A 25836-nucleotide genomic window follows, 5' to 3' on the forward strand; every position below is an offset into this window, starting at 1 on the left:
CCCACGCCCCCGCATTTCCCGCAACAGCCTTGAGGAGCACGTGCAGTGAGCAGCAACAACGGCGGTGACGTCCGGCTCTGGGGCGGACGGTTCGCCGACGGGCCCGCAGAGGCCCTGGCGAAGCTGTCGGCCTCGGTCCACTTCGACTGGCGCCTCGCGCCGTACGACATCGCGGGCTCCCGCGCCCACGCCCGCGTGCTGCACACCGCGGGCCTGCTCACCGCGGACGAGCTGACCGGCATGCTCGCCGGGCTCGACCGCCTGGAGGCCGACGTGGCGGACGGCTCGTTCGTCGGCACCGTCGCCGACGAGGACGTGCACACCGCCCTGGAGCGGGGCCTGCTGGAGCGGGTCGGCCCCGACCTCGGCGGCAAGCTGCGCGCCGGCCGGTCCCGCAACGACCAGGTGGCGACCCTCTTCCGGATGTACCTGCGCGACCACGCCCGGATCATCGGCGGCCTGCTCGCCGAGCTCCAGGGCGCGCTGGTGGGCCTCGCCGAGGCGCACCCCGACGTCGCCATGCCGGGCCGCACGCACCTGCAGCACGCCCAGCCGGTGCTCTTCGCGCACCACGTCCTCGCGCACGTCCAGTCGCTCTCCCGGGACGCCGAGCGGCTGCGGCAGTGGGACACCCGCACGGCCGTCTCGCCGTACGGCTCCGGCGCGCTGGCCGGTTCCTCCCTCGGCCTCGACCCCGAGGCGGTCGCGCGGGACCTCGGCTTCGAGCACGGCAGCGTGGGCAACTCCATCGACGGCACGGCCTCCCGCGACTTCGTCGCCGAGTTCACCTTCATCACCGCGATGATCGGCGTGAACCTCTCCCGGATCGCCGAGGAGATCATCATCTGGAACACGAAGGAGTTCTCCTTCGTCACCCTCCACGACGCCTTCTCCACCGGCTCCTCGATCATGCCGCAGAAGAAGAACCCCGACATCGCCGAGCTGGCGCGCGGCAAGTCGGGGCGTCTCATCGGCAATCTGACCGGCCTGATGGCGACGCTCAAGGCGCTGCCGCTCGCGTACAATCGCGACCTCCAGGAGGACAAGGAGCCGGTCTTCGACTCCTGCGACCAGCTGGAGCTCCTGCTGCCCGCCTTCACCGGCATGATGGCGACGCTCACCGTCCACCGCGAGCGCATGGCGGAGCTCGCCCCGGCCGGCTTCTCGCTCGCCACGGACATCGCCGAGTGGCTGGTCAAGCAGGGCGTGCCGTTCCGGGTCGCGCACGAGGTCGCGGGCGAGTGCGTGAAGGTCGCCGAGGCCGAGGGCAAGGAGCTCGACGACCTCACCGACGAGCAGTTCGCGAAGATCTCCGAGCACCTCACGCCCGAGGTGCGCACCGTCCTGAACGTCCCCGGCGCCCTCGCCTCCCGCGACGGCCGCGGCGGCACCGCGCCCTCGGCCGTGGCCGTCCAGCTCGCCGAGGTCCGGGCCGACCTGTCGGTCCAGCGGGAGTGGGCGGACGCGCGCAGGTGAGAAAAGGGCGTCGCGGGTTACGTTGACGGGGAGATCCCCTACGACGAGGAGCCCGCGATGCCCTTCGCCCGGCTGGCCGCAGCCACCACCCCGACCGCGCACCTGGGGCTCGGTCTCGCCGCCGTCGGCAGGCCCGGCTACATCACGCTGGGCCGGGACGGCGACCTGCCGGCCTCCCGCAGCGTCGAGGCGTTGCGCGAGCGCACCTTCGAACTTCTGGACGCGGCCTACGCGTCGGGCGTCCGGTATCTCGACGTGGCGCGCTCCTACGGCAGGGCCGAGGAGTTCCTCGCCGACTGGCTGCACGCCAGGCCCGACATCCGCGACGTCGTCGTCGGCAGCAAGTGGGGCTACACGTACACGGCCGCCTGGCAGACCGAGGTCGAGGGCCCGCACGAGGTCAAGGACCACGGCGTCGCGGCGTACGACCGCCAGCGCGCCGAGAGCGACGCGCTGCTCGGCGACCGCCTCGACCTCTACCAGGTGCACTCGGTGACGCCCGAGAGCCCGGCGCTCACCGACAAGGAGCTGCACGCCCGCCTCGCCGCGCTCGCGGCCGAGGGGGTCACGGTCGGCCTCTCCGTGAGCGGCCCCGAGCAGGCCGCCGCGATCCGCGCCGCCCTCGCCGTGACCGTCGACGGCGAGCCGCTCTTCCGCACCGTGCAGGCCACGTACAACGTCCTGGAGACCTCCGCGGGCCCCGCGCTCGCCGAGGCGCACGACGCGGGGCTGACCGTGCTCGTCAAGGAGGGCCTGGCCAACGGACGGCTCGCCGGGCCCTACGCGCCGCCCGAGCTGCGCGAGGTGGCCGCGGCGACCGGCCTCGGCTGCGACGCGGTGGCCCTCGCGGTCCTGCTCGCCGAGCCGTGGGCGGGCGTGGTCCTCTCCGGCGCCGCCACCTCGGTCCAGCTCGTGTCCAACCTGCACGCCGCCGCCGTCGACCTGGACGCCGGGCAGGTGGAGCGCCTGGTGGGCCTGGCGCAGGACCCCGCGGCGTACTGGGAGGGCCGCGCGCGGCTGCCCTGGAACTGACCGCAGCACTCCATCGGCCGTAAAGCGTGAGACATCTTTGTCTCACGTGGCTTAGGCTTGTCTCATGTCAGTCGATCGCGACCAGGTCCTGCGCAGCGCCGCGGCCCTGCTCACCCGCAAAGCCACCTCCACGATGGACGAGGTCGCCCGCGCAGCGGGCATCAGCAGAGCGACCCTCCACCGCCACTTCGCCGGCCGCGACGCGCTCGTGCGCGCCCTGGAGGAGCTCGGCCTCCAGGAGTGCGAGGGCGCCCTGGACCGGGCCGCACTCGACGCGGGCAGCGCGAGCGAGGCGCTGCGCCGCCTGGTCAAGGAGATCGAGCCGGCCGCCGGGCTGCTCGCCTTCCTGTACACCGAGAACCAGCTCTTCGAGGGCGACGCGCAGAACATGGGCTGGTACCGCATCGACGACCGGCTCGCCGCGCTGTTCCGGCGCGGCCAGGAGAGCGGCGAGTTCCGCATCGACCTGACCCCCGCCTGGCTGACCGAGGCCCTCTACGGCCTCGTCGGCTCCGGCGCCTGGGCCGTCCAGGACGGCCGGGTGGCCGCCAACGACTTCTCGTACATGATCGCCGAGCTGCTGATCGGCGGCGCACAGCGGAGAGTGGACTCATGACCAGCACCCACCCGCGGACGGCGGCGCCCCAGGCCGAGCGCAGCCCCGGCCGCTGGCTCGCCCTCGCCGTCCTCGCGCTGGCCGTGCTCCTGGTCGCCGTCGACGCGACCGTGCTCGGCCTCGCTACGCCGTACATCAGCGAGGACCTCAAGCCGTCCGGCACCCAGCTGCTCTGGATCGGCGACGTCTACTCCTTCGTCATCGCCGGTCTGCTCGTCTCCATGGGCAGCCTCGGCGACCGCATCGGCCGCAAGAAGCTGCTGCTCACCGGCGCGGTCGCGTTCGGCGCGGTGTCGGTCCTCAACTCCTACGCCACCAGCCCCGAAATGATGATCCTGGCCCGCGCGCTGCTCGGTGTCGCGGGCGCGACGCTGATGCCGTCCACGCTGGCGCTGATCCGGAACATCTTCCACGACCCGCGCGAGCGCAGCCTCGCCGTCGGCATCTGGGGCGCGATGGCCTCCGCGGGCGCGGCCGTCGGGCCCGTCGTGGGCGGCTTCCTGCTCGAACACTTCTGGTGGGGTTCGGTCTTCCTGATCAACCTGCCGGTGATGGCCGTGCTCGTGATCGTCGGCATCAAGTTCCTGCCCGAGTCCAAGAACCCGGCGCCCGGCCCCTGGGACCTGATCAGCGTCGCGCTGTCCCTCATCGGCATGATCGCCGTCGTGTACGCGATCAAGGAGGCGGCCGCGCACGGGCTGCGCTGGGACGTCGCCGCGTCGGCCGTGGTGGGCGTCGCCGCGCTCACCTGGTTCGTCCGCCGTCAGCTCACGCTCAGTGCGCCGCTCCTGGACATGCGGCTGTTCCGCAACCGCGGCTTCTCCGGGGCGGTCCTCGCCGACCTGCTGACCGTCCTCGGCCTGTCCGGCCTGGTCTTCTTCCTCTCCCAGTTCCTGCAACTGGTGCAGGGCAGGCGGCCGTTCGAGGCGGGCCTCGCCGAACTGCCGGCCGCGGTCGGCGCGGTGGCGGCGGGTCTCGTCGCGGGCATGGTGGCACGCCGCTTCTCGGTGCGGATCGTGGTCGCGGGCGGCCTCGCCGCGGTGGGCCTCTCGCTCGCCGCGCTCACGGCGCTCAGCCAGAACACGGGGTATCCGCTGCTGGGCGCGGCGCTGCTGGTCGTCGGCATCGGGGCGGGCTTCTCCTTCACGGTGACCGCCGACGTCATCCTTTCCAGTGTTCCCAAGGAACAGGCGGGCGCGGCCTCCGCGGTGTCCGAAACGGCGTACGAGCTGGGCGCGGCCCTCGGTATCGCCCTGCTCGGCTCCATCGTCACCGGCGTCTACCGCGACTTCACGGCTCCGCCGGGGACGCCGGGCGACGTGGCGGCGGCCGCGCACGAGTCGCTGGGCGGCGCGGTGGAGTCGGTGTCGGCCCTCCCGGCCAAGGAGGCGGACGTCCTGCTCGCCTCGGCGCAGGACGCGTTCGTGGACGGCCTGCGACTGGCGTCGGGCGTCGGAGCGGTGGTCCTTCTCGCCACGGCGGCGGTGGCGTGGTTCCTCCTGAAGAACCAAAAACTGGAAGACGGCACCCACCACTGACCCGGCCCGTCCCACCACCCCGCAGACGAAGAATCTTCGGACCCGAGGCATCAGGGTCGCGGGGAACTGCGCACTCAGCCCCCGCGACCCGCGGACGAGGAACGTTCGGATCCGAGGCATCAGGGTCGCGGGGAACTGCGCACTCAGCCCCCGCGACCCGCGGACGAGGAACGTTCGGATCCGAGGCATCAGGGCCGCGGGGAACTGCGCACTCAGCCCCCGCGACCCGCGGACGAAGAACGTCCGGATCCGAGGCATCAGGGCCGCGGGGAACTGCGCACTCAGCCCCGCGCGACTCGCGGACGAAGAACGTCCGGATCCGAGGCATCAGGGGCGCGGGGAACTGCGCGAAAAAGGTGGGCGACGGTGCCGGAACGACGAACGCCCGCCCCGGTGCCGCGAGGAAAAGACCTCCGCACCGGTGCGGGCGCACCAAGAACCGCCCAAGCCCCGCAGGGCTACGCCGCTTTCGCCTTCGTCGCATACATGTCCACGTACTCCTGCCCCGACAGCAGCATGACCTCCGTCATCACGGAGTCCGTCACCGCCCGCAGCACATAGCGGTCGCGGTCCATCCCGTCGTAACGGGAGAACTCCATCGCCTCGCCGAACCGCACCGTCACCTTGCCGGGCCGCGGCAGCCCCTTGCCGCCGGGCTGGAGCTTGTCCGTGCCGATCATCGCGAAGGGCACGACGGGCGCCCCCGTCATGAGGGTCAGCCGGGCGATGCCCGTACGCCCCCGGTACAGCCGCCCGTCGGGCGACCGCGTGCCCTCGGGGTAGATGCCGAACACCTTGCCGTCGTCGAGAATGCGCCGACCGGTCATCAGCGCCGCGACCCCGCCGCGCCCACCGTCACGGTCCACCGGGATCATGCCGACGCCCGTGAAGAACCACGCCATGAGGCGGCCCTTGAACCCCTTGCCGGTGACGTACTCGTCCTTGCCGATGAAGAACACCGGACGGTTGGTCACCAGCGGCAGGATCATCGAGTCGATGAACGTCAGGTGGTTTCCGGCCAGAATGACGGGCCCGGTCCCCGGGATGTTCTCGGCGCCTTCTACCCGTGGGCGGAACATCAGGCGCAAGATCGGTCCGAGCACTGCCTTGATGAGCGCTAGACGGGACAACAGGCCCTCCGGTGTCAACGGGTCGACGACGAGTAAACGCAGGTGAGGACGATACTCGCGGGCCGGTGCCGATTGCACATCGGGTTCACGCACTCGATACGCAGTGTTGACCTGACTTTGCGGGGACTTGCCCTGGTCCTTCGTCTTTGCGGCAACCGTATCCCCATGAGGCCGGTGTGGCCCGAACCAGTGGTCCTTGTCACGTGTACACGTCACTGTCCGTGGCGGCCCGCGCGGGCGGTCCGCCCCCTCCATGGTGCGCCCATTCGCCGCGCCACGTCATCCCGCCGTTCCCTCCAGGGTCTCCCACACGTCACTCCCGGCCACCTACGATCGGTCCCGCTTTGTCAGGTGCAAGGCAGCAGTACATCGGGAGGAGCGCCAATGGCGACGCAGGAGTCGGGTCAGCAGCAGCCGCGGACGAGCCCGGGGCGACGCGCGGTACTGGGGGCGGCGGTGCTCGGCGCCGGCACGGCCGTGGCCGGGGTGCCCGGCGTGGCGAGAGCCGACGAGCGGCACGGCGGCGGGCACGGGGGACACGGCGGCTACCGGTCCCTGCCGGTGCCGACGGTCGTCGCGCACCGGGGGACCAGCGGCTATCGGCCCGAGCACACGCTCGGCTCGTACCAGCTGGCCCTCGACATGGGCGCGCACGTCATCGAGCAGGACGTCGTGCCCACCAAGGACGGCCATCTCGTCTGCCGTCACGAGAACGACATCACCGCGACGACGGACGTGTCGGCGCACCCCGAGTTCGCGTCCCGCAAGACCACCAAGTCCGTGGACGGCGTCTCGCTCACCGGCTGGTTCACCGAGGACTTCACGCTCGCCGAGCTGAAGACCCTGCGCGCCAAGGAGCGTATCCCCGGCACCCGCCAGCGCAACACCCTCTACGACGGCCGCTGGGACGTGCCCACCCTCGAAGAGGTGCTGCGGTGGGCGCAGAAGGAGGGCCGTCGGCGCGGCAAGCCGGTCTGGCTGCACATCGAGACCAAGCACCCCACCTACTTCCGCAAGCTGGGCCTCGGCCTGGAGGAGCCGCTCGCCAGGCTCCTGCGCCGCTACGACCGGCACCACAGGAACGCGGCCAACTTCCTGCAGTCCTTCGAGCCCGGCAGCATCCAGCGGCTCGCCAAGCTGGTCTCCGCGCCGCGCGTCGTGCTCCTGTCCACGGCGAACTCCCGCCCCTGGGACTTCGTCGAGGCGGGCGACCCGCGCACCGTCGCCGACCTCATCAAGCCCCAGGGCCTGGCGTGGATCTCCGGCTTCGCCCAGGGCATCGGCCCGACCCTCGACCTGGTCGTCCCGAAGAACGCCGACGGCAGCCTCGGCACGCCGACCACGCTGGTCAAGGACGCGCACGCGGCGGACCTGATCCTGCACCCGTACACGATGCGCAACGAGAACACCTTCCTGCCCACGAACTTCAGGAAGGGCACCGACCCGAACGCCTACGGCGACGCCTTCGGCGCCTTCAAGGCGTACTTCGAGACGGGCATCGACGGGATCTTCTCCGACAACTGCGACACCGCGCTCCTCGCCGCCGCGGACTTCGCCAAGGACTGAGCCCCGCCCGCGGGCGGCCGGACGACGTGCGTCAACGCCCGTCCGCCCGGACCCGGTTGGGGTGACAGGCGGCCGTTCCGGAAACCTTCTGCCGGGGCGGCCGCGTCCCGCCGGGCATGACCCACGACACCCTCCCCGCACTGATCCCCGCCCTGCGCCCGCTGCTCGCCGCCGAGGCGTCCGCGGAGGCGCCCGGCTCCGGCGCCGACCCCGGCGACCTCGAACAGGCCGTCTGGCTGCGCCTGCTGGAACGCCTGCAGTCCGACGGGCCGCCCGCCGACCCCGCCCGCTGGCTGCGCGGCGCCGTCCGGTCCGAGGCGCGCCTGACCCGCCGCACCGGCCGCCGGGAGGCGACGTACGCCACCGAACCCGCCGACGACGCCGAGCGCGGCCCCGAGCAGCACGCCCTGACCGCCGACCGGTACCGCGCCCTGCACGCGGCGGTGCGCAGGCTGCCCGCGCGCTGCGCCCGCCTCATGGCCGCACTGCTGTCCCCCGAGGACCTCACCTACCGGGAAATCGCAGGGGAGTTGGGAATGTCACAGGGCAGCCTGGGGCCGGAACGTTCCCGTTGCCTGGGATGCCTGCGCAGAATGCTGGCGGCGGAGGTTGCGGCTCCCACGCCGTGGGGAAGGGAGCGTTAGACAACCGGTGGAGCAGGTGAGCGGGAGGCATGCACACATGGGCATGAGCGTGACCATCTCGGCGGCGGCGGCCGACGACCAGGACGCCGCCGAACAGATCCTGAAACTGCAGTACCTCTGCTACCAGAGCGAGGCCGAGCTCTACGGCGACTACTCGATCGAACCCCTGACCCAGACCCTCGACTCGCTCAAGGGGGAACTGGCCGCGGGCACCGTCCTGGTGGCCCGCCTCGGCGACGAGGTGGTGGCCTCCGTGCGCGGCACGGTCGACGCCGACGGCACGGCACGGATCGGCAAGCTCGTCGTGCACCCCCGGATGCAGCGGCACGGCCTGGGCGGCCGGCTCCTCGACGCGATCGAGCGGCGGCTCGGCGCGGAGGGCGGCGCGAAGTGCTTCCAGCTCTTCACGGGCCACCGCAGCGAGCAGAACCTCCAGCTCTACCGCAAGCACGGCTACGCGGCCGTCGCCAGCCGGCGCGTCAACGAACGGCTCACCCAGCTCACCCTGGCCAAGGAGGCCGACGCCGCCGCCTTCGTGGCCAGCGCCTAGGGCGTGTTTCGAAAGTCCCGTCTGCTCGGCGACGCCTGGCACGCACGCTCGCCGCGTTGTCGGGATCACCCCGATACACCCAGTATCGGGGCGACCCTCCGCCTTGCGATCGCACGCACCAGACGCCGCCGAGCCCGCCCTGCGGGCGGACGACGCCACTTTCGAAACACGCCCTAGGCGCCGGCGGCCCGGCGCGCCCTGGTCAGCCAGAAGATCGCGGTCACCGGCAGGATCACCGGGATGAAGAGGTAGCCCATCCCGAAGTCCGACCAGACCGTGGCGTCCGGGAAGGCCGACGGCTCCACCAGCGTCCAGGTCCCCACCCCGAGCACGCCGACCAGCTCGGCGGCGCAGCACACCAGCGCCGCCGTGCGGGCCGTGCTCCCGCCGCGCACCAGCGAGTACGTGATGAAGCCGTAGACGAGGCCCGCGAGCGCGGAGAGCGAGTACGCGAGCGGGGCCTTGCCGAAGTCCGTGGAGATCTGCACGGCCGAGCGGGACACGGCGCCGACGACCATCACGCCGTACAGCCACACCAGCAGGATGCCGGGGCCCTTGATCAGCTTCTGGCGTCCGGGGGAGTCGTCCCGCGCCGCCTCGTCGTTCCTGCCGGGACCGGTCACCGTCACCTCAGCCTCCCCAGATGTCGTAGAGCCGCACTTCGAGCACGGCGAGGACCACACCGCCCGCGGCGACCGTCAGGGAACCCCAGCGGCTGCGCTCGGCGAGGGACATGAAGCCCGCGGCGGGCACGCAGGCGAAGGCACCCAGCAGGTACGAGACGAAGATCGTCGTGCCCTGGTCGGCCTCCTCGCCGCGCGCGAGCTGGACGATGCCGACGATCAGCTGGACGGCGGCGAGCAGCGTCACCACACCCATCCCGATGAAGTGCCAGTCCTTGGTCGGCTGGTCGCGGTACGCGGCGAAACCGCACCAGGCGGCGAGGGCGAGCGCGGCCACGGAGACCGCGATCGTCAGGGCATCAACCATGCCCGTGACTTTATTACGGGTCCTCCGGCCCTCCGCGCGCGGCCCTTGCGGCCCCGTGACGCCCGGGACCCGCGGCCCGGACGGCGGCGGTCCTCGGCCCGATGCGCGCCCCCGACCTGCGACCCGTACGCTCGGTCACCATGAAGATCCATGCTGACGCGCTCCTGTTCGACAACGACGGCACCCTCATCTCCTCGATGGAGTCGGTGTACCGCTGCTGGACCCGCTGGGCGCAGGAGTACGGGATCACCGCCGAGGAGTTCGCCCGGGTCGAGCTGCACGGCCGCCCGGCCGCCGAGATCGCCGCCGACCTGCTGCCCCCCGAGACCGTGCCCGGGGCGGTGGCCCGCATCCAGGAGCTGGAGGTCTCCGACGTCGCGGGCGGCGTCGTGGCGCTGCCCGGCACCCTGGAGCTCCTGTCCTCCCTGCCCCAGGACCGCTGGGCCGTGGTGACCTCCGCGACCCGCGTGCTCGCCGAGGCCCGTCTCGCCGAGGTCGGCATCCGCCCGGGCCTCGTCATCGCCGCCGACGACATCACGCGCGGCAAGCCCGACCCCGAGCCCTTCCTGCTCGCCGCCGACAAGCTCGGCGCCGACCCCGCGCGCTGCGTCGTCTTCGAGGACGCGCCGGCCGGGCTCCAGTCGGGCCGGGCGGCGGGCATGACCACCGTGGCGTTGACCACAACCCACCGGGCCGACGAGCTCTCCGCCGACGCCGTCGTCAAGGACCTCTCCGCCGTGTCCGCGCAGGCCACGACGGGTGGCGTGGAGATCGTCCTCGCCGGCTGAGCCGCCCGTCCCGCGTGTCCGGCCCCGTCCCACCGCTGTCCGTATACCGGACAGCGATGGTGGACGGCCACCTCACGCGTGTTTTACTTGGTCCATGACCACGACGAGCAGCCGCACCCTTGCGACCGAGGCGATCACGACGCCCGGTGCTCGTTGTATGTGTCGAATGTGCGCCTTCTGAGGGCCCCCGCACCACTGAAGAGCCTCGCGCCCCGAAGCGAAGCCGCTGTGCCGCGCTCCTGATCGACGTACTCGACGGAGTCGACAAGTCGACGTAGGAAGCGAGCCTGCCCCGCGCACACGTCCTCCGGTTCCCCCGCACCACCACCGCGAGAACCGTGCCGCGTTCCGAACGAATGCCCCGTGCCCGGCCACACCCGCGCCGCGCACTCGACAGTGACGGAATCCCCTGTGATCACCACTTCCGGCCTCACCAAGGTCTACCGCTCACGCGGTCGTGAAGTAACCGCTCTCGACGGAGTCGACCTGCACGTCCGCGAGGGCGAGGTGTACGGCGTCATCGGCCAGTCCGGCGCCGGCAAGTCCTCGCTGATCCGCTGCGTCAACCTCCTGGAGCGCCCCACCTCCGGCACCGTGACCGTCGCCGGCCAGGACCTCACCGCCCTGGCGGGACGCGGCCCGCGCGCGGGCAAGGAACTGCGCCGGGCCCGCAGCCGCATCGGCATGGTCTTCCAGCACTTCAACCTGCTGTCCTCGCGCACCGTGCAGGACAACGTCGAGCTGCCCCTGGAGATCCTCGGCCTGAGCGGCCAGCAGCGCTCCCGCAAGGCCCTCGAACTGCTCGACCTGGTCGGCCTCGCCGACAAGGCGAAGTCCTACCCGGCCCAGCTCTCCGGCGGCCAGAAGCAGCGCGTCGGCATCGCCCGCGCCCTGGCCGGCGACCCCAAGGTGCTCCTCTCCGACGAGGCGACCAGCGCCCTCGACCCCGAGACCACCCGCTCCATCCTCCAGCTGCTGCGCGACCTCAACCGGCAGCTCGGCCTGACCGTCCTGCTCATCACGCACGAGATGGACGTCGTCAAGAGCGTCTGCGACTCCGCGGCCCTCATGGAGCGCGGACAGATCATCGAGTCCGGCACCGTCACCGAGCTGCTCGCGACGCCCGGCTCCGAGCTCGCCGCCGCGCTCTTCCCGGTCAGCGGCGACGCCACCGGCGAGAACCGCACCGTCGTCGACGTGACCTTCCACGGCGAGGCCGCGACCCAGCCGGTCATCTCCCAGCTGTCGCGCACGTACAACATCGACATCTCGATCCTCGGCGCCGCGATGGACACCGTCGCGGGCAAGCAGGTCGGCCGCATGCGCATCGAACTGCCCGGCCGCTTCGAGGAGAACGTCGTCCCGATCGGCTTCCTGCGCGAGCAGGGCCTCCAGGTGGACATCGCGGGCGACGACCCCGCGCCCGCCCCGAAGGACGAGACGCTGCTGGTCAAGGAAGGTGCCAAGTGACCTGGTCGGAGATGCAGCCCCTGCTGGAGCAGGCGTGTTGGGACACCCTCTACATGGTGGGCTGGTCGACGCTGATAGCCGTCGTCGCCGGACTGCCGCTCGGCATCCTGCTCGTCCTCACCGAGCGCGGCGGCCTGCTGCAGAACGCCGTCCTCAACAAGGTGATCGGGCAGGTCGTGAACATCGCCCGCTCGATGCCCTTCATCATCCTGATGGTCGCCCTGATGGGCTTCACCCGCTGGGTCACCGGCACCACGATCGGCCGTGAGGCCGCGCTCGTGCCGCTGGCCGTCGGCGCCATCCCCTTCTTCGCGCGCCTGGTCGAGACCTCGGTCCGTGAGGTCGACGGCGGGCTCGTCGAGGCCGTGCAGTCGATGGGCGGCTCCACCTGGACCGTCGTGCGCAAGGTCCTCGTCCCGGAGTCGCTGCCCTCGCTGATCTCCGGCGCCACCACCACGATCGTCGCGCTCATCGGCTACTCCGCGATGGCGGGCACGGTCGGTGGCGGCGGCCTGGGCGACCTCGCCCTGCGCTACGGCTACCAGCGCTTCGAGACCGAGCTGATGTGGATCACCGTGGCGATCCTCGCCGTGGTCATCTCGATCATCCAGTTCGCGGGCGACTACGCCGCCCGCAGGCTGCACAAGCGCGGCGGCGCCTCCGGACCGCTGCTGCTGTTCCGGCCGCTGCGCGGCGCACGGCCCGCCGTCGCCGCCGAGTCGACCGCCAAGACCGGCTGACCCGGACCCACCGCAGACCTCCCCGCCACCCACGCGGGGCTGCACCACCGGCACCACCCATGGAGAAAGGCACTTTTCGTGCGTAACACCGCCAAGATCACCACCGCTGTCCTCGCCGCCGGAGCCCTCACCCTCGGGCTCTCCGCCTGCGGCTCCAAGGACGCCGCGGGCGACAAGGACGGCAAGCTCGTCGTCGCCGCCACCCCGACCCCGCAGGGCGAGATCCTGGACTACGTCCAGAAGAACCTCGCCAAGAAGGCCGGCCTCGACCTCGAGGTGAAGGAGTTCACCGACTACATCACGCCGAACAACGCCGTTCAGCAGGGTGAGGTCTTCGCGAACTACTTCCAGCACAAGCCGTACCTGGACGACTTCAACAAGAAGAACGGCACGGACATCGTGCCCGTCCCGGGAGCCACCGTTCACCTGGAGCCGCTCGGCGTCTACTCCAAGCAGGTCAAGAAGCTCGACGACCTGAAGGACGGCGCCACCGTCGCCATCCCGAACGACACCACCAACGAGGCACGCGCGCTCAAGCTGCTCGAGGAGAACGGCCTCATCGAGCTGAAGAAGGGCGTCGGCTACACGGCCACCCCCAAGGACATCGCCAAGAACCCCAAGAACATCAAGTTCAAGGAGCTCGAGGCCCCCGCGGTGCCCCGCACCCTGAGCGACGTCCAGGCCGCGGTGATCAACGGCAACTACGCGCTGGAGGCCAAGCCCGCCCTCAGCCCCGCCAAGGACGCCATCGTCGCCGAGAAGGCGAAGGGCAACCCCTACGGCAACTTCCTCGCCGTCAAGAAGGGCGACGAGAACGACCCGCGCGTGAAGAAGCTCGCCAAGCTCCTCACCTCGCCCGAGGTCAAGAAGTTCATCGACGAGAAGTACGACGGCGCCGTCGTCGCGGCCTTCTGAGCATGCGCGGCTCCGTCATCGCCGCCGCGGCGGGCGCCCTGGCTCTGAGCCTCGGCCTCACCGCGTGCGGCGCGGACTCCGCCGACGGCGACAAGCTCGTCGTCGGCGCCACGCCGACCCCGGCCGGCGAAGTCCTCACGTACATCAAGGACCATCTCGCGAAGAAGGCGGGACTCGACCTCGAGATCCGCGAGTTCACGGACTACAACACCCCGAACACCGCGCTGCAGGAGGGCTCGCTCGACGCCAACCTGTACCAGCACGCCCCGTTCCTCACGGAGTTCAACAAGTCCAAGAAGACGGACCTGGTGCCGGTGACCGAGGTGTACCTGCCCCCGATGGGTGTGTACAGCAAGAAGGTCAAGGACGTCGCCGCCCTGCCCAAGGGCGCGACCGTGGGCGTGCCGAACGACACGACCAACGAGGGCCGGGCGCTCCAACTGCTCGCCTCGCACGGCCTGATCGGGCTCAAGAAGGGCGTCGGCGGCACCGCGACGCCCGAGGACATCACGTCCAACCCGAAGCACCTCACGGTCAAGCCGCTCGACCCGGCGCAGCTCCCGCGCTCGCTGGACGACCTCGGCGGCGCGGTCATCAACAACAACTACGCGCTCGACGCCGGACTCAGCCCCAAGAAGGACGCCGTCGTCCTGGAGTCCCCGAAGGGCAACCCCTACAACAACATCCTGGCCGTCAAGAAGGGCGACCAGGACGACCCGCAGGTCCGCAAGCTGGCCAAGCTGCTGACCTCGCCCGAGGTGAAGAAGTTCATCGAGGACAAGTACAAGGGGTCCGTCCTGCCCGTCCGTACGGGCTGAACGACCGCCCGTACGGGGTCCGTCCACGGGGTCCTCTCCCGCATCGGGAGAGGACCCCGTGGTGCGTCCGGGCCCGTGCATGCTGCATGCTGGTCACTTCAGCGGACCGAAAGGTGAAGGTCCTTCAGGTCTCCTTCAGGTCTATGAAGGTTATGGAGCGGCGCATGACTACAGCCTCCTCGGGCGCATCGGGCTCTTCGGGGTTTCCCGACATCTCCATCAGTACGGAGCGGCTGGTCCTTCGCCCCCTCGAAGAGGCGGACGTCCCCGCGTACGCGGAGATGATGAACGACGAACTGGTCACGGCCTGGACCTCGGTGCCCCAGCCCTACACCGAGGCCGACGCCCGCGACTGGATCACCCGCCTCGCCCCCGCCGAGCGCGCCGAGGGCCGCGGCATCGTGCTCGCCGTCACCGAGTTCCTCACCCAGCGCCTCGTCGGCATCGTCCAACTGCGCGGCACCGACTGGCGGGTGCGCTCCACCGAGCTCAACTACGTCGTCGCCCCCTGGGCCCGCGGCGAGGGCTACGCCTCGGAGGCGGCGCTCGCCACCGCCGAGTGGCTCTTCCACGACCAGAAGTTCGAGCGCATGGAGCTGCGCACCGCCGCCGACAACACCGCCGCCCAGCAGGTCGCCCAGAAGATCGGCTGCATCAGCGAGGGCGTCCTGCGCGGCGCCTGGATAGCGCGCACGAGGAACGGCGGCGACCCCTTCGGCGGCTGGATCGAGCTGCGCACCGACCTCATCGTGTGGAGCCTGCTCCCCGAGGACCTCGAAGGCGTCTCCGAGAGTCTCGCCGACAGCGGGTTCTCCGCCTACTCCGACTGGAACTGACCCCACGGCCCCGCGCCGCCCGGCCCGCCCCGGGCCCGCCGGGGCACGCGGCCCCCGGCCCCGGTCGCATCCGGCTCCCAGCAGGTACGCTCGCCGTTGGCCGCGTGCGCGGTCGATCCCCCGCAGCCACGGCCCCGCACTGACGACCCGCGAGAACCCAGGAGACAGACGACGATGGCCGACCGGGTCACGGTGATCGGCTGGGACGGTACGCCGCTGACGGCCGCGGCACGCTCCGCGCTCAGCGCCGCGACGCTCGTGGCGGGCGCCGCCCACCACCTGGCGCTGGACGAGCTCCCCGCCCGCGCCGAGCGGATCCGCCTCGGCAGCGTGGCCCTCGCCGCCCGCCGCATCGCCGCCCACCGCGGCACCGCCGTCGTCCTCGCCGACGGCGACCCCGGCTTCTTCGGGGTGGTCCGCACCCTGCGCGCCCCGGAATTCGGCCTGGAGGTCGAAGTGGTGCCCGCCGTGTCCTCCGTCGCCCAGGCCTTCGCCCGCGCGGGCATGCCCTGGGACGACGCGGAGGTCGTGGTCGCCCACCGCCGCACGCTGCGCCGCGCGGTGAACGTCTGCCGTGCCCACACCAAGGTCGCCGTCCTCACCTCGCCCGGCGCGGGGCCCGCCGAGCTCGGCCTGCTCATGGAGGGCGTCCACCGCACCTTCGTGATCTGCGAGGAGCTCGGCACCGACCGCGAACAGGTCTCCGTCGTCACCTCCGACAAGGCCGCCGACCACACCTGGCGCGACCCGAACGTGGTCATCGTCATCGGCGGCTCCGGCGGCTCCGGCGTGCCTGCCTCCCGCGACACCGGCTGGATCGCCGGGCGCGAGCCGGTCACCGGGTCCCGCGGCTGGGCGCTGCCCGCCGCGGAGTACGGCGGCGACATCTGGCTCGGCGAGGGGGAGGGCGACCGGCTGCGGGCCGCGCAACTCGCCCGCATCGGACCCCGGGTGGGCGACCTCGTCTGGGACATCGGCAGCGGCAGCGGCGCCTTCACCGCGGAGGCCGCGCGGTTCGGTGCCGCCGTCATCGCCGTCGACCGCGACCCGGACGCGCTGGGCCGCACCACGGCCGCCGTCCGCCGCTTCGGCGTCCAGGCGCAGACCGTGCACGGCACCGCCCCGCACATCCTGGAGGACCTCCCCGAACCGGACGTCGTGCGGGTCGGCGGCGGGGGAGCCGCGGTGGTCTCTGCGGTCGCCGACCGCCGTCCGGAGCGCATCGTGACGCACGCCGCGACACGCGACGCCGCCGAACTCATCGGGCGGGATCTCAGCGAGCACGGATACGCCGTCGAGTGCGCCCTCCTGCAGTCCGTCGAGCTCGACACACGGGCGTGGCGCGAGGAGAAGCGGACCGTGGTGTTCCTGCTCTCCGGGCGGTTGCCCGATCGTTCCCCGTGACCCGCCCGGCGCACAGTGCGCGGTAGGCTGGCCGATCGTTGTACTGCACCCGGGTGCCCAGCAGTTCGTTGGTCAATGTCCGGAAAGCCCACCCGGTTTGGGGGGTGTGTGTGGTACGGCATGACCGGAGGACGCGCAACGTGGCGCAGTCCACAGCGGGCCGTGGCCGATCACGCTGCCACGGTGGCGGGCGGACAGGGACAATGCCTGGTGTCCGGCGCGCGGTTCGTGCCGCGGGGCGCGCACGCTCGTTGAGGATGACGGGCGGTTGGTGCGCCGCTCCGGGCGATGGGGCCTCCCCGGCCGAAGGCTGAGGGGCGGTCGAAGAAGCACTAACCGATGGGCGAGGGGTTACGCATGACCGACACCGGCCAGGTCCCGGGTGAGGGACTGCCGGAGGGCGCAGGCAACGGTGTGCCTTCCGGGCCCGTGCAGGGCATGGGGGCGCAGCAGCCGGGCGTTCCCGCACCGGGTGCGTACGCCTTCGCCGACCCCTCGGGGACGCCCGTCCTCGACGACGACGATCTGCTGCTGATGCCGGGCGCCCAGGGCGCGTGGAGCGAGGCGCAGGCCGCGCAGGCGGCCCAGGGCCACCCGGTCCAGGGGCAGGCCCAGGGGCACGGCCAGGCGGCTCAGCAGGCCCCGGCCGCGCAGCAGCCCCGTGCGGCGGCCGCCCACCAGCCGGGTCCGCACGAGACCTCCGGCCGGGACAGCGGCTCCGTCGACCTGAACGGCGTCCGGCTGCCCGGCGGCACGCCCGCCCCCTCCCACCCGGGCCCCGCCCGCAGGCCGCTGCACCGCGGCCCGTCGGGGCCGGCCGTGCCCGACGGCACGGGCAGCCCGGTGCGCTCGCTCGCCGACCGCGGCCCGGCCGGCGCGACACCGCCGCAGCACGCCGCCCCGGCGCGCCACGCGGGACCGCCGACCGGCCCCGAGTACCTCGACATCCCGCGCGACGCCGCCGGAATGCCCGCCCCGCCGCTCGGCGAGATCCCACCGCAGGGCGGCACCCCCTGGGGAGCCCCGCAGGCCCAGGAGCCGCAGGCCCCGGCGCAGTCCGACCAGGTCGCCCACCCCGTACCAGCAGAAACGGTCGTCCCCGAGGCCGCGGCCGCCCCGGACCTCACGGAGGCCCCGCCCGTCACACCGGCGCCGCAGTCCGCACCGGAGCGGCAGGAGCCCGCGGAGACCGCCGACTCCCGGGCCGCCGCGGACGCCCCGCACCCCGCACCGCAGGCCCCCGACGAGCTGCCCGCCGAGGCGCCCGCCCCGGCCCACGCGCCGTCGCCGGACCAGGTGCCCGCCCAGGCGCGGTACGCCGGCCAGGACGTGCCGCAGGAGGCATGGGCCGCGGCGGGGGAGCAACAGGTACCGGCCGCCGACCCGCACCTCGCGATGGCCGGGCGGCCCGCGTTCGCCGACGCGGTGCCCGCGGCGGTCGGACAGCCCGCGTTCGCCGTCGCCTCTGCCCAGCCCTGGGACGGCCCGCAGGCCGCGCACGCCGAGGGCATCGCACAGCCCGGCTTCGCCGCCGACGCCGGACAGGGCACGCATGCCGCGCCCGTCGGCGCGCCGCACGCCGGGGGCGACCACGCCCAGGACGGCGGCCGGGCCCCCGAGGCCCGGCACGCCGCGCCGGGCCCGCACCACCCCGAGCAGCAGGGCCCGCAGGACCCCGCCGCCCCGGGCGCGCCCCGGACCGACGAGCTCGGCGGTACCCAGGAACCCGCGCCGCTCGGCCAGTTCGTGCCGGTGGAGGGCTCGGTCCCGACCACGCCGCACCTGGCGCCGACGCCGCCGAACCCGCTCACCGTGCCCGAGGACGTCCCGGCCGCCGAGGACGCCCCGGTGGACGTGGCGGGCCAGGACGACACCGCCGCCCCCGGCGCCGAAGCATCCGACCCGGCGGCGCAGGCGCAGGCGCAGGCCGCGCCCGCCGACCCGGCCGTGGCCGCGCCCGCCGCCGTGCGGCCCCCGGACGCCGTGACGCCGGAGGCCCTGCCCGCCGACGCCCTCGTCCCCGAGGACCTGCCCCGCGCGGAGGCGACGCCCCGGAGCCCGGCGCAGCCCGCCGCCGCGGTGCCCGCCCCGCGCGAGGGCGCCGAGCCCGCCGCGGACCCGGATGCCGTGCCCGACGCGGCAGTTCGGGCGACCGGGCCGGTCGCCGCCGACGAGGGCGCCCCGCAGGCCCCGGCGGCCGAGGCGCCGCCCGCGGCCGTGGACACCCCCCAGGCCCCGCCCGTCTCCGGTGTGCCCCGTATTGTCTCCTCGGCGGCGGCTCCGACCGAGTTCCCCGCCGCCCCCGAGACGGCCGACCCGGCCGAAGGGTTGGACGAGGCCGACGACGTCATCTCGTTCGAACCGATCGAAGCGAACGAAGTGACCGAAGTGGCCGAAGCACCCGAGATGGCCGAAGCGCCTGACGCCCCCCTCCCCGCCCCCGAGGCCGGGACGGTCCGGGGCACCGAAGCCCCCGAAGCCCCGGCACCCGCCGCCGCGCCCGACGCCCCCGAGGCGGGCACGGCACCGGACGCCGGGGAGGCCCCCGAGCTCCTGGCGGCCGATGCCGTGGCGGACGCCGGGGTCCCGCGGCTCCTCGTCGAGGACGCGGCGGAGGCCGAGCCGGCCGAGCCCGTGGTCTCCCCGGGCACCGCCGCCCCCGGCTACGCCGACGCCGAGCGCGAGGCCGTCCTGCGCGTGATGCGCGAGCGCCGCGACATCCGCAACGGCTTCCGCTCCGACGCCATCCCGCACGAGGTGCTGCTCCGCGTCCTGGAGGCCGCGCACACCGCCCCCTCGGTCGGCCACTCGCAGCCCTGGGACTTCGTCGTCATCAAGTCCGCCGAGACCCGGCGCACCATGCACGAACTGGCGCTGCGGCAGCGCGACGCGTACGCCAAGTCGCTCCCCAAGGGCCGCGCGAAGCAGTTCAAGGAACTGAAGATCGAGGCGATCCTCGACACCCCGGTGAACATCGTCGTCACCGCCGACCCCACCCGCGGCGGCCGCCACACCCTGGGCCGGCACACCCAGCCGCAGATGGCCCCGTACTCCTCCGCCCTCGCGGTCGAGAACCTCTGGCTCGCCGCCCGCGCCGAGGGCCTCGGCGTCGGCTGGGTCAGCTTCTTCGACGAGCGCGAGATGGTCCGCGCCCTCGGCCTGCCCGAGCACCTGGAGGTCGTCGCCTACCTCTGCGTGGGCTACGTCGACGAATTCCCGGACGAGCCCGAGCTGATGCAGGCCGGCTGGTCCAAGCGGCGCCCGCTGTCCTGGGTCGTCCACGAGGAGACGTACGGCCGTCGCGCGCTGCCCGGCGAGGACCCGCACGACCTGCTCGCCGAGACCGTCTCCAACATCCGCCCGCTGGACGCCAAGGCGCTCGGCGAGGCGTGGGAACGCCAGAAGCGGATGACCAAGCCGCCGGGCGCGCTCGGCATGCTGGAGATCATCTCCGCCCAGCTCTCCGGCCTGTCCCGGATGTGCCCGCCGCCCATCCCGGAGCCCGCGGCCGTCGCGATCTTCGCGGGCGACCACGGCGTGCACGCCCAGGGCGTCACCGCCTGGCCCCAGGAGGTGACCGCGCAGATGGTCGCCAACTTCCTCGGCGGCGGCGCGGTCTGCAACGCCTTCGCCAACCAGGTGGGCGCCGAGGTCTGCGTCATCGACGTGGGCGTGGCCGGCGAACTCCCGGCCACGCCGGGCCTGCTGCCCCGCAAGGTGCGGGCCGGCACCGCCGACATGACCACCGGACCCGCCCTGACCCGTGAAGAGGTCAAGGCGGCCGTCGAAGTCGGCATCGAGACGGCCCGCGACCTGGTCGCGGCGGGCAACAAGGCGCTGCTCACCGGCGAGATGGGCATCGCGAACACCACCGCGTCCGCCGCCCTGATCGCCGTCTACACCGACACCGACCCGGCCGAGGTCACCGGCCGCGGCACGGGCATCAACGACGAGATGCACACCCGCAAGGTCGAGGTCGTCCGGCGCGCCCTGGACCTGCACCGGCCCGACCCGGCGGACCCGATCGGCGTCCTCGCGGCGATCGGCGGCCTGGAGCACGCGGCACTGGTCGGCCTGCTGCTCGGCGGCGCCTCCCTGCGCACCCCCGTGATCCTGGACGGCGTCAGCGCGGGCGCGGCGGCCCTGGTCGCCCGCGCCATCGCCCCCGAGGTCCTCGCGGCCTGCATCGCGGGCCACCGCAGCGCCGAGCCGGGCCATGTGGCGGCCCTGAACAAGCTGGGCCTGCGCCCCCTGGTCGACCTGGACCTGCGCCTCGGCGAGGGCACCGGCGCGCTGCTCGCGCTGCCGGTCGTGCAGAGCGCGGCCCGCGCCATGCACGAGGTCGCCACGTTCGACTCGGCGGGCGTCACCGAGAAGTAGCCGCCCCGGGGCCGGGCCCCGGACGCGGTACGGGCGGGGCTCGGGGGAGAACCCCGGCCCCGCCCCAGCCATACTTGATCCGCACGTCAAAAGGGCCGCTCCAGCGCCGCAGCGGCAGCCGCAACGCCCCGTACGAGGAGCCATCCGCCATGGCCGAACACCCCGCCTACCCCGTAGGCCTCCGCCTGACCGGCCGCCGTGTCGTCGTCCTCGGCGGCGGCCAGGTCGCCCAGCGCCGCCTGCCGGCCCTCATCAAGGCGGGCGCGGACATCACCCTCGTATCCCCGTCGGCGACGCCGTCCGTCGAGGCCATGGCGGACGCGGGCGAGCTCATCTGGACCCGGCGCCGGTACGCGGAGGGCGACCTGGACGGCGCCTGGTACGCCCTGATCGCCACCAGCGACGCGGACGCGAACACCCGGGCGTCGGCGGAGGCCGAGGCGCACCGCGTCTGGTGCGTGCGCTCCGACGACGCGGAGGCCGCCACCGCCTGGACCCCGGCCACCGGCCGCTCCGAGGGCGTCACCGTCGCCGTCCTCTCCAGCGACGTGCAGGACCGCGACCCCCGCCGCACCGCCGCCATCCGCGACGCGGTCGTCGAGGGCCTGCGCGACGGCAGCCTCGTCGCCCCCCACCTGCGCACCAGGACCCCGGGCGTCGCCCTCGTCGGCGGCGGCCCCGGCGACCCCGACCTGATCACCGTCCGCGGCCGGCGCCTGCTCGCCGCCGCCGACGTCGTCATCGCCGACCGCCTCGGCCCCCGTGACCTCCTCGACGAGTTGCCGCCGCACGTCGAGGTCATCGACGCGGCGAAGATCCCCTACGGCCGCTTCATGGCCCAGGAGGCGATCAACAACGCGCTGATCGAGCACGCGGCACAGGGCAAGGCCGTCGTCCGCCTCAAGGGCGGCGACCCCTACGTCTTCGGGCGCGGCATGGAGGAGGCCCAGGCGCTTGCCGAGGCCGGTATCGCCTGCACGGTCGTCCCCGGCATCTCCAGCTCGATCTCCGTGCCCTCGGCCGCCGGCATCCCGGTCACCCACCGCGGGGTCGCCCATGAGTTCACCGTGGTCAGCGGCCACGTGGCCCCGGACGACGAGCGGTCCCTCGTCGACTGGGCGGCCCTGGCCAAGTCGCGCGGCACGCTCGTGATCCTGATGGGCGTGGACAAGATAGGCAAGATCGCGCAGACCCTGATGGCCCACGGCAAGGCCGCCGACACCCCGCTCGCCCTCATCCAGGAGGGCACGACGGCCGCGCAGCGCCGCGTCGACGCGACGCTGGGCACGGTCGGCGAGGCGGTGCGCACCCACGAGGTGAAGCCCCCCGCCGTCATCGTCGTCGGCGACGTGGTGACCGTGGGGCTCCCGAACCCCGCCTGAGGGCACCGGCCGGTCGGTGAGCGCACTCCGCGTGACCGACCCCCGGCGCCCCACCCGCACCACCCGCCCCGAAGCCCCCGCACGTAACCAGCGGTAACGGAACCCGTCCGGAGCCGTTGGCACCACACCCAGGACAAGGCAGTATCACCCTGTGGCTGATCTCATCACCGTCGACGACCCCGACGACCCGCGCCTGCGCGACTACACCGGCCTGACCGACGTCGAGCTGCGCCGCAAGCGCGAACCGGCCGAGGGGCTGTTCATCGCGGAGGGCGAGAAGGTCATCAGACGGGCCAAGGACGCCGGGTACGAGATGCGCTCGATGCTGCTCTCGGCCAAGTGGGTCGACGTCATGCGCGACGTCATCGACGAGCTCCCGGCCCCGGTGTACGCGGTCAGTCCCGAGCTCGCCGAGCGGGTCACCGGCTACCACGTGCACCGCGGCGCCCTCGCCTCCATGCAGCGCAAGCCGCTGCCCACCGCCGACGAACTCCTCGCGACCACCCGCCGGGTGGTCGTCATGGAGGCGGTGAACGACCACACCAACATCGGCGCGATCTTCCGCTCCGCCGCCGCCCTCGGCATGGACGCGGTGCTGCTCTCCCCGGACTGCGCGGACCCGCTCTACCGCCGGTCGGTGAAGGTGTCGATGGGCGCCGTCTTCTCCGTCCCGTACGCCCGCCTGGAGTCCTGGCCCAAGGGCCTGGAGGGCGTGCGCGCGGCGGGCTTCGACCTGCTCGCGCTGACCCCGGACGAGAAGGCCACGTCCCTGGACGAGGCGGCACCGCACCGGATGGACCGCGTCGCGCTGATGCTCGGCGCGGAGGGCGACGGCCTCTCCACCCAGGCGCTGGTCGCCGCCGACGAATGGGTCCGCATCCCGATGGCCCACGGCGTCGACTCGCTGAACGTGGGCGCGGCCGCCGCGGTCGCGTTCTACGCCGTGGCGACGGGCCGCCCGCGGCACTGAGCCCCGGCCCGGCCGGACGCCGAGCCCGCCCCGCGGGCAGACGACGCTCCTAGGACGACGAGCCCTGGCCGTCCCGCCGCACCGTCGGCGCGGGACCGGCCAGGAGAGCGCCGTCCGGCGCCGGGGCCACGGGCCGCGTGTGCTGCTTGAGGTCGCGCCCGTCGCCGCCGAGCCCGCGCGCGGGACCCTGGCAGCCCTGGGCCGCCGCGATGGCGAGCGCCACCAGCAGCGTCACGACCACGAACACGAAGAGCCGCTGGCGCAGCAGCCGCGGATTGGCGGGTCCCCGGCGGCCCGTGCCCGTGGTGCGGGGCCCAGGCCGTCCGGTACCGCTGCGCGGGGCGGGCCTGCTGCCCGAGCGCGTGGTGTTGCGCGGCCCCGAGGGGCGCGACCCCGACCGCGCGGCGTTGGGCCGGGACGAGCCGGTGCGCGGCGGTCCCGACCGCGGCGGGGGAGTGGCGCCCGGGGCGGGCCGCCGCTGGGTGCGCTCCTCGGCGTAGCTCTCGGCGAGCCGGCCCGTCGGCCGGTCGTGGTCCTGGCGCGGCGCGGGCGGCCGCACGTCGCCGAGGCCCTGGGCCTCGCGGGCGGCGATCTCCTTCAGCCGCAGCGACAGTTGGAGCGTGCTGGGCCGCTCCTCGGGGTCCTTGGCCAGGCAGGCCCTGATGAGCGGCGCGAGCGCGTCGGGCACGCCGTGCAGCTGCGCCTCCTCGTGCACCACGCGGTAGAGCATGACCTCGGAACTGCCGTGCCCGAAGGGAGAGTCCGCCATGCCCGCGTACGCGAGGGTGGCGCCGAGCGCGAAGACGTCGGTCGCGGGCGTGACCGCGGCACCGCGCACCTGTTCGGGAGCGAGGAAGCCGGGCGAGCCCACGGCGGTGCCCACATGCGTCAGCGTGGAGGCGCCGGTCGCCCAGGCGATGCCGAAGTCGATGATCCGCGGGCCCTTGGGGGACAGCAGGATGTTCGACGGCTTGAGGTCGCGGTGCACGACACCGGCCTCGTGCACGGCCACGAGCCCCTCGGCCAGCGCCGATCCCACGACGGCCACCTCGGCCGCGGTGAGCGGCCCCTCGGCGGCGACCTTGTCGTGCAGCGAGGGCCCGGGCACGTACTGCGTGGCGAACCACGGCCGGTCCGCGTCCAGGTCGGCGGCGACCAGCCGCGCGGTACAGCCGCCCCGGATGCGCCGGGCGGCCGACACCTCGCGGGCGAACCGCGAGCGGAACTCCTGATCCTCCGCCAGGTCGGGCCGGATCACCTTCAGGGCGACGCGCTGCCCCCGCCGGTCCGACCCCAGATAGACGACCCCCATGCCGCCGGCGCCCAGGCGCCTGTGCAGCCTGAACGAGCCGACGACACGCGGGTCCTCGCGCCGGAGCCGCATCATCGCCATGTCCATCCCCGCTACCCGGTCCGTCTGACGAGCCACAGCTTACGTTTCCGCGGCCGGGCACGTGCAGAGGCCGCGCCCTCGTGGGCCGATCGATTGTCAGTGCCGGGTGGGAAACTTGAAGAGTGGTCAGGGGACGGGGGCCGAGGGGGCGTTGCTCCCGCTCCGATTCCCAACCATCCGTCACTGAAGGGGGATTGATCCCGTGAAGGGTGATCGCGTGGAGATCGTCGTGGACGCAGGAGACACGACACGGACGTACGAAGTGGTGGCGAGCCGGGCTGGTCGCCGGGTGGAGACAGCGGTCCGCAGGGGAGTGGTGGAAGTGAGCGAAGTCACCCGCAGCGGGTCCGTGGTGCGCACCGCGCGGTTCATGGCGACCCGGGTCCTGGCCCTGGTCGAGCAGCCCGTCCCGAGGGAGGACAGCTCCGAGGCGGCCCGTCGCCTCCGGGAAGACCCCGAGTCCTAGGCCCCCGTCTCCACCCACGGGAGTACGTGCACGCCGGTCGGTCATCCTCCGGGAGGCCCGGCAATCGGTACGAAGGCATGACGCCCGGCACGCGCGCCGCGCCTAGATTTGAGGTCAAGCGGCGGGTGCAGCACTCGTCCCCCGAGGTCAGACACTCGCCGCTGCACATTCGCATCGAAGCGGTCAGGAGAGGAATCATGGCGGACACGGCACCGCGGACCATGATCCGTACGCACGGGCGCAGGTTCTCCGCGCTCGGCGTCCGCCCGTCCGGCACGCGCCATCCCTTGGTGGCGACGGCCATGGTCCTCCCCCTGGCAGCCCTGCTCGTGGTCGTCTTCGGCGGCTGGGACGCAGTGGTCACACAAGCGTCGTCCGTGGGCGTGATGCTGGGGCGCTGAGCGGCGCCCCAGGCCCGGAAGAGCGGTCCGGGCGGGGACATCCGGCCATGAAACCCCGTGGGGACGGGGGTGCGGCGGACGGCAAAATGCCCGCGCAGCTGGGGAGCTGCGCGGGCATTGCCATGCCCGCCGGGCCGGGGCCCGGTGTTCACGCGGCCTGCGTCCACCGGGCCCCGCTGCCCGTACGCTTCGTCGGCAGCCCCGCATCGGCAGCCCCGCGTCGGCAGCCCCGCGTCGGCAGCCCCGCGTCGGCAGCCCCGCGTCGGCAGCCCCGCGTCGGCAGCCCCGCGTCGGCAGCCCCGCGTCGGCAGCCCCGCGTCGGCAGCCCCGC

General features: G+C 73.2%; 23 protein-coding genes. 19 read left to right on the forward strand and 4 right to left on the reverse strand.

Annotation, left to right across the window (positions count from 1 at the left end; all coding sequences use genetic code 11):
• The first annotated feature begins 45 nt into the window (after nucleotides 1–45).
• From argH to ACFYXE_RS27110, 4 genes are all read left to right on the forward strand, one after another.
• The gene (argH, locus tag ACFYXE_RS27095; protein WP_361176330.1) at nucleotides 46–1476 is read left to right on the forward strand and encodes an argininosuccinate lyase; all 1431 of its coding nucleotides are present in this window, start codon (nucleotides 46–48) and stop codon (nucleotides 1474–1476) included.
• Nucleotides 1477–1533: 57 nt separating this feature from the next.
• Entirely contained in the window at nucleotides 1534–2508 is a 975-nt protein-coding gene (locus ACFYXE_RS27100; protein ID WP_389316437.1) for an aldo/keto reductase, read from the forward strand.
• A 64-nt stretch (nucleotides 2509–2572) separates the two neighbouring features.
• Complete coding sequence (locus ACFYXE_RS27105) at nucleotides 2573–3124, forward strand: TetR/AcrR family transcriptional regulator (RefSeq protein ID WP_389316439.1); 552 nt, start codon at nucleotides 2573–2575, stop codon at nucleotides 3122–3124.
• Nucleotides 3121–4662, forward strand: a complete 1542-nt coding sequence (locus ACFYXE_RS27110) for an MFS transporter (RefSeq protein ID WP_389316441.1) — start codon at nucleotides 3121–3123, stop codon at nucleotides 4660–4662. Before ACFYXE_RS27105 ends, ACFYXE_RS27110 begins: the two co-directional genes overlap by 4 nt.
• A gap of 458 nt (nucleotides 4663–5120) precedes the next feature.
• Here the strand turns inward: ACFYXE_RS27110 and ACFYXE_RS27115 are convergent, their stop codons facing one another.
• On the reverse strand, nucleotides 5121–5810 hold the full coding sequence (locus tag ACFYXE_RS27115; protein WP_389316833.1) for a lysophospholipid acyltransferase family protein: 690 nt from the start codon (nucleotides 5808–5810) through the stop codon (nucleotides 5121–5123).
• Between the two features lie 366 nt (nucleotides 5811–6176).
• Here ACFYXE_RS27115 and ACFYXE_RS27120 point away from each other — a divergent pair, with 366 nt between their 5' ends.
• The 3 genes from ACFYXE_RS27120 (at nucleotide 6177) to ACFYXE_RS27130 (ending at nucleotide 8552) form a co-directional block, all read left to right on the forward strand.
• Nucleotides 6177–7358, forward strand: coding sequence for a glycerophosphodiester phosphodiesterase (locus tag ACFYXE_RS27120; protein WP_361176340.1), 1182 nt, complete (start codon nucleotides 6177–6179; stop codon nucleotides 7356–7358).
• A 116-nt stretch (nucleotides 7359–7474) separates the two neighbouring features.
• Nucleotides 7475–8002 carry a sigma-70 family RNA polymerase sigma factor gene (locus tag ACFYXE_RS27125; RefSeq protein WP_361176342.1) on the forward strand — a complete coding sequence of 176 codons (528 nt, stop codon included), beginning with the start codon at nucleotides 7475–7477 and terminating at the stop codon, nucleotides 8000–8002.
• 37 nt (nucleotides 8003–8039) lie between these two features.
• Entirely contained in the window at nucleotides 8040–8552 is a 513-nt protein-coding gene (locus tag ACFYXE_RS27130; RefSeq protein WP_389316444.1) for a GNAT family N-acetyltransferase, read from the forward strand.
• A gap of 173 nt (nucleotides 8553–8725) precedes the next feature.
• On the opposite strand, the gene ACFYXE_RS27135 is transcribed toward ACFYXE_RS27130, so the two are convergent.
• Together ACFYXE_RS27135 and ACFYXE_RS27140 are read right to left on the reverse strand one after the other, a co-directional pair.
• Nucleotides 8726–9175, reverse strand: coding sequence for a hypothetical protein (locus ACFYXE_RS27135; RefSeq protein ID WP_389316836.1), 450 nt, complete (start codon nucleotides 9173–9175; stop codon nucleotides 8726–8728).
• Nucleotides 9176–9182: 7 nt separating this feature from the next.
• Nucleotides 9183–9542 carry a hypothetical protein gene (locus ACFYXE_RS27140; RefSeq protein ID WP_361180920.1) on the reverse strand — a complete coding sequence of 120 codons (360 nt, stop codon included), beginning with the start codon at nucleotides 9540–9542 and terminating at the stop codon, nucleotides 9183–9185.
• A gap of 140 nt (nucleotides 9543–9682) precedes the next feature.
• On the opposite strand from ACFYXE_RS27140, the gene ACFYXE_RS27145 reads away from it, so the two are divergent.
• The 10 genes from ACFYXE_RS27145 to ACFYXE_RS27190 all read left to right on the forward strand — a co-directional run bounded on the left by ACFYXE_RS27145 (nucleotide 9683) and on the right by ACFYXE_RS27190 (nucleotide 23245).
• Nucleotides 9683–10330: an HAD family hydrolase gene (locus ACFYXE_RS27145; RefSeq protein ID WP_361180919.1), complete on the forward strand. Its 648-nt coding sequence runs from the start codon at nucleotides 9683–9685 to the stop codon at nucleotides 10328–10330.
• Between the two features lie 411 nt (nucleotides 10331–10741).
• The gene (locus tag ACFYXE_RS27150; protein WP_389316447.1) at nucleotides 10742–11800 is read left to right on the forward strand and encodes a methionine ABC transporter ATP-binding protein; all 1059 of its coding nucleotides are present in this window, start codon (nucleotides 10742–10744) and stop codon (nucleotides 11798–11800) included.
• Nucleotides 11797–12540, forward strand: a complete 744-nt coding sequence (locus tag ACFYXE_RS27155; RefSeq protein WP_389316450.1) for a methionine ABC transporter permease — start codon at nucleotides 11797–11799, stop codon at nucleotides 12538–12540. Before ACFYXE_RS27150 ends, ACFYXE_RS27155 begins: the two co-directional genes overlap by 4 nt.
• Nucleotides 12541–12618: 78 nt before the next feature.
• The gene (locus ACFYXE_RS27160) at nucleotides 12619–13455 is read left to right on the forward strand and encodes a MetQ/NlpA family ABC transporter substrate-binding protein (protein WP_389316452.1); all 837 of its coding nucleotides are present in this window, start codon (nucleotides 12619–12621) and stop codon (nucleotides 13453–13455) included.
• Between the two features lie 2 nt (nucleotides 13456–13457).
• The gene (locus ACFYXE_RS27165) at nucleotides 13458–14273 is read left to right on the forward strand and encodes a MetQ/NlpA family ABC transporter substrate-binding protein (RefSeq protein ID WP_389316454.1); all 816 of its coding nucleotides are present in this window, start codon (nucleotides 13458–13460) and stop codon (nucleotides 14271–14273) included.
• A gap of 152 nt (nucleotides 14274–14425) precedes the next feature.
• Nucleotides 14426–15109 (forward strand): GNAT family N-acetyltransferase, encoded by a 684-nt coding sequence (locus ACFYXE_RS27170; RefSeq protein ID WP_389316840.1) that lies wholly within the window; start codon nucleotides 14426–14428, stop codon nucleotides 15107–15109.
• 174 nt (nucleotides 15110–15283) lie between these two features.
• Nucleotides 15284–16513, forward strand: a complete 1230-nt coding sequence (gene cbiE / locus ACFYXE_RS27175; protein WP_389316456.1) for a precorrin-6y C5,15-methyltransferase (decarboxylating) subunit CbiE — start codon at nucleotides 15284–15286, stop codon at nucleotides 16511–16513.
• A gap of 357 nt (nucleotides 16514–16870) precedes the next feature.
• Nucleotides 16871–20893 (forward strand): nicotinate-nucleotide--dimethylbenzimidazole phosphoribosyltransferase, encoded by a 4023-nt coding sequence (gene cobT / locus ACFYXE_RS27180; protein ID WP_389316458.1) that lies wholly within the window; start codon nucleotides 16871–16873, stop codon nucleotides 20891–20893.
• A 149-nt stretch (nucleotides 20894–21042) separates the two neighbouring features.
• Nucleotides 21043–22275, forward strand: a complete 1233-nt coding sequence (cobA, locus tag ACFYXE_RS27185; RefSeq protein ID WP_389316460.1) for a uroporphyrinogen-III C-methyltransferase — start codon at nucleotides 21043–21045, stop codon at nucleotides 22273–22275.
• A 151-nt stretch (nucleotides 22276–22426) separates the two neighbouring features.
• Entirely contained in the window at nucleotides 22427–23245 is an 819-nt protein-coding gene (locus tag ACFYXE_RS27190; RefSeq protein ID WP_361180466.1) for an RNA methyltransferase, read from the forward strand.
• A gap of 49 nt (nucleotides 23246–23294) precedes the next feature.
• Here ACFYXE_RS27190 and ACFYXE_RS27195 read toward each other — a convergent pair whose 3' ends face one another.
• Nucleotides 23295–24644 carry a protein kinase gene (locus ACFYXE_RS27195; protein WP_389316463.1) on the reverse strand — a complete coding sequence of 450 codons (1350 nt, stop codon included), beginning with the start codon at nucleotides 24642–24644 and terminating at the stop codon, nucleotides 23295–23297.
• Between the two features lie 196 nt (nucleotides 24645–24840).
• Between ACFYXE_RS27195 and ACFYXE_RS27200 the strand changes: the two genes are divergently transcribed.
• Entirely contained in the window at nucleotides 24841–25104 is a 264-nt protein-coding gene (locus tag ACFYXE_RS27200; protein ID WP_361180467.1) for a hypothetical protein, read from the forward strand.
• Between the two features lie 197 nt (nucleotides 25105–25301).
• A complete protein-coding gene (locus ACFYXE_RS27205) occupies nucleotides 25302–25505 on the forward strand; it encodes a hypothetical protein (RefSeq protein ID WP_361180468.1) in 204 nt (67 codons plus the stop codon).
• Nucleotides 25506–25836 lie beyond the last annotated feature (331 nt).

Origin of the sequence: Streptomyces sp. NPDC002564 (genome assembly GCF_042889645.1) — a bacterium.
GTDB lineage: Bacteria > Actinomycetota > Actinomycetes > Streptomycetales > Streptomycetaceae > Streptomyces.